Source organism: Pseudoalteromonas sp. DY56-GL79 (assembly GCF_041414765.1).
Lineage (GTDB): Bacteria > Pseudomonadota > Gammaproteobacteria > Enterobacterales > Alteromonadaceae > Pseudoalteromonas > Pseudoalteromonas piscicida.
The window spans coordinates 1-12,887 of record NZ_JANHZS010000001.1 but is presented as its reverse complement, the minus strand read 5'-3'; the positions used below and the strand labels follow the sequence as shown (position 1 = coordinate 12,887).

The following is a 12,887-nucleotide window of genomic DNA, read 5'->3' as shown; positions in this document are numbered from 1 at the left end:
ATTTAACCTGAAATGATTAAGGTGCCTTGCACTTGGCATAATCGCTGTGGCGTGGCGTGTCCGAGTACAAATGCATATAAAGCGCAAACTGGCTGACATCACGCCAAACATTACTACTGGCCGGTGGGCATAGTGACTGCTCGATATAACCTTTAAGTGCCTGTCCCGTTAATGCGAGTTTAGTCGGGATACGGATAAACACATTGATGTCATCTTTACTGGTTTTTAAGTGTGAGAACTGCCAGCTTCCAACCATGTACTGTTTGGTAAAGTGGCGGTTGATACGCATTTGGGACTCTTTACTAAGCTGCTGAGTGGGTGCCTCTGGCGTTTCGGTAACAAATGCCCATGCACTTACCAGTGAAATAATAGTGGCTAGTACAAAAGTCCAAATCACAGCAGGTGATAGTTTATTTTTTGGCTTTATTTGAAGTTGCTGCTGGTTCGCTCTAGATTCAACAATTTTCAACCATTCAGCATGTTTTAGCGTCCGTTGTGTCATTGGTACTCTCCGTTTCTGCATACTGGTATTTAAGCGCTTCAATGTGGAGTAAAGATGGAGTGGGCAAACATCAGACCAGTGCCCTTATGAGGTATAAGGTAGATCAAAAAATTCTTTATTATCGGTGAAAGAATAATTCTAAAATCCGCGTCTTTTCTTATGATAGTGACTTAATTTTAGGCTGGTATTGAATTAGTAAGTACCAACATTTTGGTCATAAGTCGAATGGGTATCGTACCGCATTTTGTGTTATTTACTTGGGTACCTTATTCAGTCTTGATTTATCTTCATATTGACTAAATTAAGTAGTAATCGGTCTTTTACAGACTCTGCGTTCAACATATTCACGGGACAAACTATGCAATTTATTAATAACAAGCTGGAAAACGCTGTTCGCAAGCCAATCTCGTTGGCTGTCGGTGCCGCGCTTCTTTCAACTATTTCAATTCATGCGCAAGCAGAAAGTAACAACACTGAAGCCAAAGAAAGTGTTGAAGTCATCGAAATCACCGGTACGCGAAGAAGTCTTCGTAGTGTTGCCGAGAGCACGGTGCCAGTAGATGTTATTTCTTTAGAAGATATGCAAAGTACCGGTCAGCTGGAGCTGAGCCAAGTACTAACTACGCTCGTGCCTAGTTTTAACTTCCCAAATTCAACGCTGGCGGATGGCACGGATCACGCCCGTCCGGCAGTGCTTAGAGGTTTAGCACCGGATCACACTTTAGTGCTGGTAAATGGTAAACGTCGTCATGCCGGCGCATTATTGAATTTAAATGGTACCGTTGGTCGTGGTTCAACGGCGGTTGATTTAAATACCATTCCAGCTGCCGCGATTAAGCGTATAGAAGTACTGCGTGATGGCGCTGCTGCTCAATACGGCTCAGATGCCATTGCTGGCGTTATTAATATTGTGCTTAAAGATGCCGAAGAAGGCGGCAGTATTAGTGTGACCTATGGTGAGCACGATACGCAGATGGCCGGTGTGCCTGACTTATTACAAACCCGTGCAAACGCTGCGGGCGATTTAGACTTTGTATTAGGAGATGACCGCAAGCGTAATGATGGTGGTACTACAACAATTGGTGCCAACATTGGTTTTGCTTTAGGTAATGATGGTTTTATTAATCTGTCTGCCGAATATAGAGATAAAAAACCGACTAATCGTTCAGGCTTCGATCCAAGAGAGCAATATGCTCGTGATGAAAATGGTCAACTTGACTCAAGAGAGTTTTCATTCGATCGCTATAACCACCGTTTTGGTAAAGCCGAAGTGGAAGACTTTGCACTATTTTACAATGCGGGTTACAACCTAGATGCGGAAACCGAACTTTATTCATTTGGTAGCTACTCGACACGTGAAGGTAACTCCGGTGGTTTCTATCGTCGCGCAAATGACAGCCGCAACTTAACTGCGGTATACCCTGATGGCTTCTTGCCTCAAATCGTCAGCGATGTAGATGATTACTCTTTTGCGGTTGGTGTAAAAGGCACTCAAGGTGAGTGGGATTACGATATCAGTACAAACTATGGTGTGAATGACTTCGCTTTGGGTGTCGTAAATAGTTTGAATACTTCGATGGGGGTAACAAGCCCGACTGAGTTTAATAACGGCGCTTTAGTTTATTCACAGTGGCTTGTGAATGCCGATGCTAAAACGGCATTAGATTTGGGCTTACCGGATGACGTATTTTTCACGATTGGTGCAGAATATCGCCGCGAAGCCTATGAAATTGAAGTCGGTGAAGAAGCGTCTTACCTCACTGTACTCGATGCAGAAGGCAATCCCGTTGCAGCAGGTGGTGCGCAGGTGCTTGCTGGTTTCTCACCAGCAAGTGCTGTTGATGAATCTCGTCACAATATCGCTTTATTCGCAGAGTTTGATACCTACTTAACACAGGACTGGAATGTCGTCTTGGCGGGTCGTTTTGAAGATTATAGTGATTTTGGCAGCACTTTCACCAGTAAACTGGCATCGCGCTATGTGGTGTCGGATAACTTTTCACTACGTGGTGCAGTAAGCACAGGTTTTAGAGCGCCTTCATTGGCTCAAACGTCCTATAAATCCATTGCTACGGTATTTGAAAATGGCGTACCGAGTGAAGTTGGCCACTTCCCTGTTGATACGCCAGCTGCAAAAGCGCTTGGTGCTCGAGAGCTTGAACCGGAAGAGTCGGTCAATATGACGGCGGGCTTTGTCTACACACTAGACGCGTTCTCATTTACTGTGGATGCCTATCAAATTGACATCGACGATCGCATCGTCCTTTCTGAGAACTTGGGCGGTCCTGAGGTCATTAATATTTTGCAGCAAGCGGGTGAACTTAATACGCAAAGTGTAAGGTACTTCACTAATGCTATCGACTCGCGCACTCAAGGTGTGGATATCGTAGCAACGTACAGTTTTGATCTTGCCGACTACGGTAATCTGCGTTTAAGTGCCGCGGTAAACATCAATGACACTGAAGTGACGCATGTAAAAGCAAACCCTGCAGAGCTTGAAGCCCTTGGTGACAGCTATGAGTACTTTGCTCGTCGTGAAATTGCACGATTTGAAGATGGGACACCAAAAGACAAATGGAACCTAGCTGCAATTTGGCAATTTGGCGATTGGCAGACGACATTACGTGCCACACGCTATGGTGAAACGGTGGACTCTTCGAGTGCAGTAGAAGGCGATGAAGTATTAGACGCTAAATGGATCACTGATTTAGAAGTGGCTTATAACCTAGGTGACAACTGGAAGTTTGCTGTAGGCGCTAACAATCTATTTGATCAATATCCACAAGATACTGTTAGTAATATTGGTTATACAACGTTTAACCAGATCTTTCCTTACTCTGCGTTCTCGGCATATAACACCGATGGTCGTTTTGTGTATGGCAATATCAGCTACCGTTTCTAAGCAAGCTTAGAAAGAGGAAAGGCCAAGCATCTGCTCGGCCTTTTGTACTTTACTTAATATCAACTCGCATTTTATGCGGGTACTTTATGCTGGTACATCTACCGCGTGAGGTAAGTTTATCTGAATACACAAACCACCATACTTCCCTGACTTCACTGTGATTTTTCCATTCATCGCTTCAATTAAACTCTTACAAATAGATAAACCAAGACCTGAGCCTCCTGTCGCACGACTTCTCGATGCCTCGACACGGTACAAGCGTTCAAACAGTTTGTTCTGCTCGGTCTCAGATACGCCTGGTGAGCTATCATCGACTTGTAGAAATAGTCCTTGTTTATTGACCACAGCTTTAAACCTTACCTTGCCGGGTTTATCTGTATATAAACATGCATTCTTAGCTAGATTATCGATAACCCTATCCAGCTTAGGTTTATCAATATAAATACTCATATCATCGACGTGAATGTCGGCGATAAATTGCAGCTGATTGCTTGTTACTAATCTTTCAATATCGTACACATAGCTTTGGATAACCGTTTTCGCGCCATGCTGCTGAGGATGGATCACAAGTGCGTCATGATCTGCTTGAGACAATTGATATACGTTCGAGATCAATTCATTTAGCTGATTTATCTTGTTGTTGATCTTGGCATATGCAATTGTGCTGTCATCAATAAGATTGTGTTCCATCGCTTCTATATGGAGTTTTAAGACACTGAGTGGTGTGCGTAACTCGTGGGAAATATCGGCCAGCATTTTATCTTTATGCTCAATATTCAATTGATACATTTTTGCTTTTAGTGCCGCATTTCTATGTTTGACGACAAAAAATCCGACTAGAAATAATCCAGCTAAAAAGGTCGAGATTGCTGCGGTTACCCACATTTGTGTGGATAGCTTAGCATTTTGTAAGTTAACCTCGGTTATGGCTTGTGCTGAGCGGGCCTGCTCCAGTTGTTGAGATTGAATAAGCGCATCAATACTGGCTTTATAGGTACTTACTTGTTTTTCTAGTAATGCTTCATGAAGTCGAGTCTGCAGCTCTGAAGTCGATTTCATAAATTGATAGGCTTGGGCGTATTCATGATGTGCAGCAAGCGTTATCGCTTTAAGGCGATGATATTTTTCGAGCAGTAGCTCTGCCGTTTCAATTTCGGTTAGGGCGTCCAGTTTAGTGAGTAGTGTTTTTGCTTTGTTTAATTCTTTGCGTTTTAGCCTTACTTCTAACTCCGTCAGGTAGGCGTAAAATTGTTGCAGTGTTGAACTGGTTTGAGTGGCATATTCAATGCCTGCTTGTGCATCCGACAGGGCACTGTCTAAGTCAGCCTTAGCTATATGGATCAGTGCGGAAGTACGATATGCTCTGGCTAGAGAAACCCTTGCATTAAGCTCTTTTAGAAATTCAATGGCCTCTTTTGTTTGCGCTAACGCTTCGTCCGTCTTGCCGTTCTTAAACTTCAGCTCGCCCAAGCGAAGGGCTGTGCCTGCGACGTTGCGTAATTCTTTTGAAGCTTTATCTGCAACGAGAGCTTGTTGAAAGAAATACTCAGCATTTTCCTCATCCCCCATACGCACAGAAATATCACCGAGATTATAAAAATTAGCCCCTTGCTTTTCGTACTGATCAGTTCCTTTTAGTAATTCATAGGCTTTTAAGTGGTATTGCATAGATTGCGCAAGCAGATTTCTATGGTCGGCAACAACGCCTAGATTATTATAGGTTTGCGCAACTAAATTTGATTTATTCATTGCTTCGGCTGATGTGAGCGCTTTTAAATAAAAAGACTCGGCCTGCTCAAGCTGGCTTAGGTTACGATAGTTAATACCTATCTCTCTGTATACTTCATACTTGCGCGCTTCGGTAAGGAAAAACTGCTTTTCGATATAGCTAAGGGTAGATATTGATTTCTCATATAAATCTTGCTTTCGATAAATCATGGCCTGCAAATAAATCGCTTGATATCGCGTTTCTTCTTCTTCACTGACGCTGGCCGTTTCAATTTTAACTAAGGCTTCGGTGTATTTGCCTGCCTTTTCTAAATCTTCTATTTCCTTGATAACTGTATTCCCTGCCTGGCAATGCATCGCTGTAAGCAGTGCTACTGCTTTTATTAAGTTCTTAATGGGGGTCATGTATCAACTTTAATGTACTGTAATCAGTTTTATAGTTTTACATGGAAAAGTGGGGTAAATATGGAAAGTGTAAAGGGGGTTTACAGCAGAATGAAGTGCTTATAAATCTGAGGTTAGTTATATTTTTATTTTTAGTCAAAATAAACTCAGAACAAAATTTTACTAAGTAAGTTAGTAAAAATGTGACCTGTCGCTGGTTTAGTTAGTAAAATTTTGGTTTGTGAAAGTGAAAAAAGTCACAAATGCGCTCTTTTCTATCTGGATCTTAGATCTTTAGTGTAATGATCGGGATCGTTAGGTGTTGAGTTAATAAAATTCTGATCTCAAATAGGTCTAGGTTAGTAAAAATATGATCTGAATAACTGACGTTGGTAAATACGTGATCTAAGTTATCAGTGGCTAGTAAAAATCTGATCCACAATAGATAAAAGGGCCTGATGGCCCTTGCTGATTAAGGAACTATATAAGTCGTTATCTAAATCAAGTGTTTAGAACTGGTTCATGGTGTTGGCTTCACCACCTGCTTTGAGTGCGTTCTCACCAGAGAAATACTCTTTGTGCGTGTCACCGATATTAGAGCCCGCCAAGTCTTGGTGTTTAACTGATGCTTGTTCGCGACGGATTTCTTGTCGTTGCACATCGCGTACATAGGCAAGCATACCCGCGTCACCGAAATAGCCTTCAGCCAGAATATCAGTGCTGAGCGCTGCTGTATGGTAAGTTGGCAGTGTAATAAGGTGGTGGAAAATCCCCGCTTCTCTTGCCGAGTCTCGCTGGAAGTTTTGCACCAGTAGATCGGCTTCTGTTGCCAATTCGGTTGCGTCTAACTCTGGCGCCATCAACACTTTTGCATCCGCGCTTGGATTTGGGTATGCCGATAAGTCTTTACCTTGCTCCTGCCATTGTTGGTATACCTGTTCACGGAATTTTAATGTCCAGTTGAACGATGGCGAGTTGTTGTATACAAGCTTAGCGTTAGGCACTTGTTCGCGAACTCGGTTAACTAGCTCGGCAATTTGCTCGATATTTGGCTTTTCGGTTTCAATCCACAATAGATCTGCGCCTGATTGAAGACTGGTTACACAGTCTAGTACCACACGATCTTTTTCTGTGCCTGCTCTGAACTGGTATAAACCGTTGTCTAAGCGAACTGGCTTCTGCAGTTCGCCACCCAATTTAATTGCCATCTCACCTTCTTGTAAGTCAGCGGCCGAGGTCACTGGCGTGGTGTCTAAATAGCTAGTGTATTGACTCGCAAGATCGCCCGGCGCTTTTGATACTGGCACTTTTTGCGTCAAACTTGCACCCAATGAGTCGGTGCGTGCGACGATAACACCATCTTCAACACCAAGCTCAAGGAAAGCATATCGTACAGCGTTAATCTTAGCTAAAAAGTCCTCATGGGGAACCGTTACTTTACCTGCTTGGTGGCCACACTGTTTTGCGTCCGATACTTGGTTTTCGATTTGAATTGCACAAGCACCCGCTTCAATCATTTGTTTAGCTAATAGGTAGGTTGCTTCTTCGTTACCAAAACCGGCATCAATATCAGCAATGATAGGCACTACATGGGTTTCGAAGTTATCGATTTTGTTAAGGATCTCTGTTGTATCTTGGCCTTTTGCTCTTGCTGCATCAAGATCTTTGTAGAGATGATCTAGCTCTCGTGCATCGGCTTGTTTGAGGAAGGTGTAGATCTCTTCAATCAAAGCAGGAACCGCTGTTTTTTCATGCATACTTTGGTCAGGTAGTGGGCCAAACTCTGAGCGTAGCGCCGCAACCATCCAGCCACTTAGGTAAACGTATGAGCGTTTTGTGGTTTTATTGTGACGTTTTACGGCCATCATCATTTGCTGCGCGGTAAAACCGTGCCAACAACCAAGCGATTGCGTGTATTGGCTGCTATCTGCGTCATACGCTGCCATGTCTTCACGCATCACCTTAGCCGTGTATTTTGCAATGTCCAAGCCGGTTTTAAAACGGTTTTGTAGGTGCATACGGCTGGCATACTCAGGACTGATAGACTGCCAAGTTTTTCCTTGGCTTTGGCATAGACTAGAGAAATGATCTAACTGAGTTTGATACTGAGACATAATTAGCTTCCTTTGAACGGGTACTATAAATCAAATTAAATTCTGGTTGTTTGTTACACGAAACCAACCGGTGTGAGAGTGGTTGGCTGCGGGCTTAATTAAACACTAGGCCGATAAATTAGATTTTTTAAATTTATAGTTATTATTACGAGTATATTTTTTGTGAATGGGAAAAGGGGTTCGTTTTTCCAAAAATTGTTTTATGTTTGACCTATCCCGTTCAAAAAATGTTAATCAAGGACTCTCCATGAGCAAGTATGTCACTCATTCAGGCTTCCAAATTGCGACTCCACTGGCGCAGTTTGTTGAGCAATCTTTACTTCCCGGTACGGGGATCGCGGTCAATCAATTTTGGCAAGGCGTAGTGGATATTTTTTCGGAACTTGGGAAGCAAAACCAAGCGTTACTCAACAAACGCGATACCCTGCAACAGCAAATTGACGATTACCACCTCTCTCATCCTGATTGGCAATCTGTAGAATATCGGACATTTCTTGAATCTATTGGTTATTTGCAGCCTGAGCCCGAAGATTTTGCCATCGAAACCGAGCATGTGGAGCCTGAAATTGCGAGCGCAGCCGGTCCTCAGTTAGTGGTGCCTGTCAGTAACGCAAGGTTTGCGCTCAATGCGGCTAATGCGCGTTGGGGCTCCTTGTATGATGCGCTCTATGGAACGGATGTTCTTGGCGAAGAAGATGGTGCTGAGCGTACTCAAGCCTATAATCCGAATCGTGGGTTTAAAGTCATGGCTTATGCTAGGCAGTTTCTCGATAAAGCGCTGCCGTTGGCAGAAGGTTCTCACATAGAAAGTACGAACTACGCGATTCTAGACGGCAATTTGGTAATTACACTCAACGACAGCACCCAAGTTGCACTGCAAAAGCCTGATCAGCTGGTGGGTTATCAGGGGGAGGCACAAAATCCAAGTGCGGTATTGCTGCGCCACCATGATCTGCATATTGAGATCCAAATTGATCCACACCATCCGATAGGACAGGCAGACAAAGCCGGAATCAAAGATGTCGTCCTTGAGGCTGCACTGACGACAATTATGGATTGTGAAGACTCAGTTGCGGCGGTGGATGCACAAGACAAAGTATTGGTGTACCAAAATTGGTTAGGCTTGATGAAAGGGAGCTTGAGTGAGACCTTCGAAAAGTCAGGGCAATCGCTGACTCGGACGCTAAATGCCGACCGAAGTTACGTAGATACACAAGGCCAGCGTATGACACTTAAAGGTCGCTCTATGATGTTTGTGCGTAATGTTGGCCACCTAATGACAACGCCAGCGGTACTGGATGCAGAAGGAAACGAGCAGTTCGAAGGGATCTTAGATGCCATCATGACAAGCACGGCTGCGCTGCATGATTTACAAGGCAATAGTCCGTTTAAAAACTCGACGGCAGCAAGTATCAATATCGTGAAGCCGAAGATGCACGGCCCTGAAGAAGTCGCTTTCACTGATACCCTATTTAGTCGAGTTGAAACGCTGCTCTCGTTACCCAAAAATACCATTAAAATGGGGATTATGGATGAAGAACGCCGTACTTCGGTAAACTTAAAAGCGTGTATTGCTGCCGCTAAGCAGCGTGTAGTATTTATCAATACTGGCTTTTTGGATAGAACAGGCGATGAAATTCATACCTCAATGCTGGCGGGCCCTGTATTGCCCAAAGTGGCAATTAAAGGACAGTCTTGGATAGCGGCCTATGAAGATCAAAACGTGGATATTGGCCTTAAAACCGGTTTTAGGAAAAAGGCACAAATAGGCAAAGGAATGTGGCCAATGCCAGATAAAATGGCGCTGATGATGGAGCAAAAGCAAGGCCATCCGGAGTCTGGTGCTAATACTGCGTGGGTGCCCTCTCCTACCGCAGCAACGCTCCATGCAATGCACTATCACTATGTGGATGTGTTTGCACGCCAACTTGAGATAAAAACACGTCAACAAGCATCGCTCGATAACTTACTCACGCCCCCGTTGATGTTAGAAAACGATTTGTCTGCGGAGGATATTCAAGCCGAATTAGACAATAATGCGCAGGGCATTTTGGGCTACGTGGTGCGCTGGATAGACCAAGGCGTAGGTTGCTCAAAAGTGCCTGATATCAATCACGTTGGATTAATGGAAGACAGAGCAACCCTTAGGATCTCAAGCCAGCATATCGCTAATTGGTTATATCATGGCATTTGTAGTGAAGAACAAGTAGAAAAAACCTTTAGACGCATGGCCGCTGTTGTAGATGGTCAAAACGAAGGTGACAGCCTCTACCAACCAATGCTCAATGACCATAAACCGCTTAGTGAAAACCTCGCCTATAAAGCGGCGTTATCTTTGGTATTTGAAGGCCGAGTTCAACCCAATGGTTATACCGAGCCGCTACTTCACGCTTATCGACAAGCCTATAAGCAGCAGGCTAATTAGTCCCTTTTCATTTCGATGTCACTCAAATCAAGGCTGGTCAATCCAGCCTTTTTGGTTTTTATGCTTGTGTCGAAGTAAACCTCGACCTACGTTGGATTTGTAGGTCGTGATTTATCACGACGAGCTTTTTCATCATGGGTCGTTAAGATGCTTGTCGAAATATTTGTTGAGGTATGTGTCGAGGTAAACCTCGACCTACGTTGGGTTTGTAGGTCGTGATTCATCACGACGAGCTTTTTCATCATGGGTCGTTAAGATGCTTGTCGAAATATTTGTTGAGGTATGTGTCGAGGTAAACCTCGACCTACATGTTGGGTTCGTAGGTCGTGATTTATCACGACGAGCATAGGCTACATTTGCGATGAGGTGACTAACGGAATTCGTGTTGAAACACCGTTGAGTGCAATTTTGTGGATCATTTCATCTATGGTAGTGCAGCAATCACTGAGAATGTAGACATTGTATTGCTCCGCCGATTTCGATAGCGCGGTATGGGTTACACAGTTTTGTGTCATCATGCCGCAGATATATAAAGTGTCGATACTTTTAGATTGGAGCAAATCGTTTAAAGAGGTTTGCTCAAAGCTGTCGGCGTAGGACTTTACGATATGGTGGCCGTTTTCTTGCGCTTGGCGTAGGCCATTAGGAAGCTTAACACCGCTAGTGTTGGCATTGAAAAATGGTGCTTTTCCTTGCTCTGGATTAGCTATGTGCTGGACATAAATGACTTCCATATTTTGCTCTGCTGCTTTTTTGATAGCTGTATTGATGTTTGCTAGTGTATTTTCGGTATTCCATAATGGGAAAAGCCCTCCAGGAAAGTAGTCATTTTGAATGTCGATCACCAATAGTGCGCTGTTGTTCATTTTTTACCTCGTTAGTTAATTTGCAGAGGTATTGTGCTGGAGTTGTAACTTTGACTGGAGTGTCTAAAATGACATTTTTGAGTTCAAATTCGACAATGTAGATGAAACCAATCAAAGTGGCGATTTGTCACTATCCTCACGCGATGAAGTCGGCTGTGTATGGTCTAGAAGAGCTGTTTTTTCTAGCAGATAGAATTTGTATCGAAGAGTCACAGGATACCCGCTTTACAACACATGTTGTTACCTTCAGTTGTGCTGTAAAGGGGGATTACAATATTGTGTTATTGCCGCCGAGTGTTAATTCTGATTACTACCTTAAACCTGAGCCTCAATTACTTGCTTGGTTAACTCAGCAACACCGACAAGGTGCAGTTATCGCCTCTGCCTGTGCGGGGGCTTTTATACTTGCGGCCTCGGGGCTAAGTCATCAGCGCTTACTTACCACGCATTGGGGGTTAACTGAGGCATTTAAACGGCATTTTCCTAACCAGCCTATCGATACGCGGAAAATTTTAATCGATCACAATGATATTATGTCGGCTGGTGGCGTAATGTCATGGCTTGATCTTGGATTAGAGCTAGTCAAAAAATATAGCGGTCACTTAGTCATGCGCAAGTTAGGCAAAACGCTAGTCGTAGATACGGCTCAGCGGGAGCAGAGCTACTATCATCAATTTCAGCCAAACTTTCAACATGGCGATGATGCTGTGCTGCGCGCTCAGCAATACATTAACACCCATTATGGTCGCAATATTTCAATTACAGAACTAGCTGATATCGCTCTGCTTACGCAAAGAACCTTACAGCGACGGTTTGCTAAGGTGCTCGGACTCAATCCAAATCAATATCTGCAACGGTTTCGGGTGCAGAAAATGTGTGATTTATTAGAAAGCACGAGCAAGCCATTTGATTGGATTGCGCACCAGGTAGGATACGAGGATACGACAGCCTGCCGTAAAGTGTTTAATAAGTGTATGGGCTTAACACCAAGCGAGTTTCGAAAACGTTTCTAGTTAACCTGAACCCGGGATAACAACTTGTTCTCTAGCAGCTGTTATCCCTTACTACTGCGTTAAATTTGCTTGCAATAGGCCAGCTATTGACGCACAAATTTGCCTTGTATTAAGAAATAACTTCTGGCTAGAGTGATATTACGCTTTTGAACTTAGGTATTTTAGTACCTTAACTAACCTGATGTAATGGTCTCCTCCCACACTCGGCATCGGTGTGCCATGATTGAATTGCAAACAATCAAAATGGGAGAAGACCAAATGCAGATTACAACAATCAGTATCGACATCGCAAAAAATATTTTTCATTTTATTGGATGTAACCTATCCAATAAGATTGTAGTAAAGAAAGCTATTAAACGTCGTCAACTACTGACTTATTTGGCACAAATGCCAAATTGTAAATTAGTCATGGAAGCGTGTGGAACCTCTAATTATTGGGGTCGTGAAATTAGCCAATTAGGTTTTCAAGTTGAGCTCATACCACCACAACACGTGAAGCCATTTTTGACGGGGAATAAAAATGATTACAACGATGCGTATGCAATTTTAATTGCATCACAGCAGGCACATATTCGCTCAGTTCCAGTGAAAACATTAGAGCAGCAAGATAGTCAAACAATCCATAAAGTGAGAGAGCTTGCAATTGGTCAACGAACAGCACTGAGTAATCAAATTCGAGGTTTGCTACTTGAGTACGGCATTGCCATTACTAAAGGTATCGAAAATGTTCGCAAAGAAGTGGCTGCTTTGTTAGGTGAGGAGCGAGTATTGACCGCGAGCTTTAAACAAGTGCTTAGCCAACTCTATAAACTCCTACAAGTGCTTGATGAAAGTATTGAAACGTACAATCAACAGATAAAAGAGCAAGTTAAAAACAATGAGATATGCGTCAATTTACAGAGTATTCCGGGCATAGGGCCAATAGTTGCAAGTAGTTACTTTAACGAAGTGGG

At 43.3% G+C, this 12,887-nt stretch carries 8 protein-coding genes; 4 read left to right on the top strand and 4 right to left on the bottom strand.

The window, feature by feature from the left end:
- Nucleotides 1–16: 16 nt before the first annotated feature.
- A complete protein-coding gene (locus tag NO992_RS00040; protein ID WP_371373264.1) occupies nucleotides 17–502 on the bottom strand; it encodes a hypothetical protein in 486 nt (161 codons plus the stop codon).
- Between the two features lie 358 nt (nucleotides 503–860).
- On the opposite strand from NO992_RS00040, the gene NO992_RS00035 reads away from it, so the two are divergent.
- Nucleotides 861–3,404, top strand: coding sequence for a TonB-dependent receptor plug domain-containing protein (locus NO992_RS00035; protein ID WP_371373261.1), 2,544 nt, complete (start codon nucleotides 861–863; stop codon nucleotides 3,402–3,404).
- 84 nt (nucleotides 3,405–3,488) lie between these two features.
- Here the strand turns inward: NO992_RS00035 and NO992_RS00030 are convergent, their stop codons facing one another.
- Nucleotides 3,489–5,537 carry an ATP-binding protein gene (locus NO992_RS00030; RefSeq protein ID WP_017216882.1) on the bottom strand — a complete coding sequence of 683 codons (2,049 nt, stop codon included), beginning with the start codon at nucleotides 5,535–5,537 and terminating at the stop codon, nucleotides 3,489–3,491.
- Between the two features lie 488 nt (nucleotides 5,538–6,025).
- Nucleotides 6,026–7,630 carry an isocitrate lyase gene (locus NO992_RS00025; RefSeq protein WP_138527106.1) on the bottom strand — a complete coding sequence of 535 codons (1,605 nt, stop codon included), beginning with the start codon at nucleotides 7,628–7,630 and terminating at the stop codon, nucleotides 6,026–6,028.
- 247 nt (nucleotides 7,631–7,877) lie between these two features.
- Here NO992_RS00025 and NO992_RS00020 point away from each other — a divergent pair, with 247 nt between their 5' ends.
- Nucleotides 7,878–10,055, top strand: coding sequence for a malate synthase G (locus tag NO992_RS00020; protein WP_371373258.1), 2,178 nt, complete (start codon nucleotides 7,878–7,880; stop codon nucleotides 10,053–10,055).
- A gap of 350 nt (nucleotides 10,056–10,405) precedes the next feature.
- Here the strand turns inward: NO992_RS00020 and NO992_RS00015 are convergent, their stop codons facing one another.
- Nucleotides 10,406–10,921: a cysteine hydrolase family protein gene (locus NO992_RS00015; RefSeq protein ID WP_371373255.1), complete on the bottom strand. Its 516-nt coding sequence runs from the start codon at nucleotides 10,919–10,921 to the stop codon at nucleotides 10,406–10,408.
- Nucleotides 10,922–11,022: 101 nt separating this feature from the next.
- Between NO992_RS00015 and NO992_RS00010 the strand changes: the two genes are divergently transcribed.
- Both NO992_RS00010 and NO992_RS00005 read left to right on the top strand, forming a co-directional pair.
- Complete coding sequence (locus NO992_RS00010) at nucleotides 11,023–11,934, top strand: GlxA family transcriptional regulator (protein WP_371373252.1); 912 nt, start codon at nucleotides 11,023–11,025, stop codon at nucleotides 11,932–11,934.
- A gap of 258 nt (nucleotides 11,935–12,192) precedes the next feature.
- The coding region (locus NO992_RS00005; RefSeq protein WP_371373249.1) for an IS110 family transposase at nucleotides 12,193–12,887 on the top strand (695 nt) is incomplete at its 3' end.

What these genes read in the sequence shown, in the direction of transcription:
- NO992_RS00040 (WP_371373264.1), bottom strand. Translation starts at nt 502, where the DNA reads ATGACACAACGGACGCTAAAACATGCTGAATGGTTGAAAATTGTTGAA.
- NO992_RS00035 (WP_371373261.1), top strand. Translation starts at nt 861, where the DNA reads ATGCAATTTATTAATAACAAGCTGGAAAACGCTGTTCGCAAGCCAATC.
- NO992_RS00030 (WP_017216882.1), bottom strand. Translation starts at nt 5,537, where the DNA reads ATGACCCCCATTAAGAACTTAATAAAAGCAGTAGCACTGCTTACAGCG.
- NO992_RS00025 (WP_138527106.1), bottom strand. Translation starts at nt 7,630, where the DNA reads ATGTCTCAGTATCAAACTCAGTTAGATCATTTCTCTAGTCTATGCCAA.
- NO992_RS00020 (WP_371373258.1), top strand. Translation starts at nt 7,878, where the DNA reads ATGAGCAAGTATGTCACTCATTCAGGCTTCCAAATTGCGACTCCACTG.
- NO992_RS00015 (WP_371373255.1), bottom strand. Translation starts at nt 10,921, where the DNA reads ATGAACAACAGCGCACTATTGGTGATCGACATTCAAAATGACTACTTT.
- NO992_RS00010 (WP_371373252.1), top strand. Translation starts at nt 11,023, where the DNA reads ATGAAACCAATCAAAGTGGCGATTTGTCACTATCCTCACGCGATGAAG.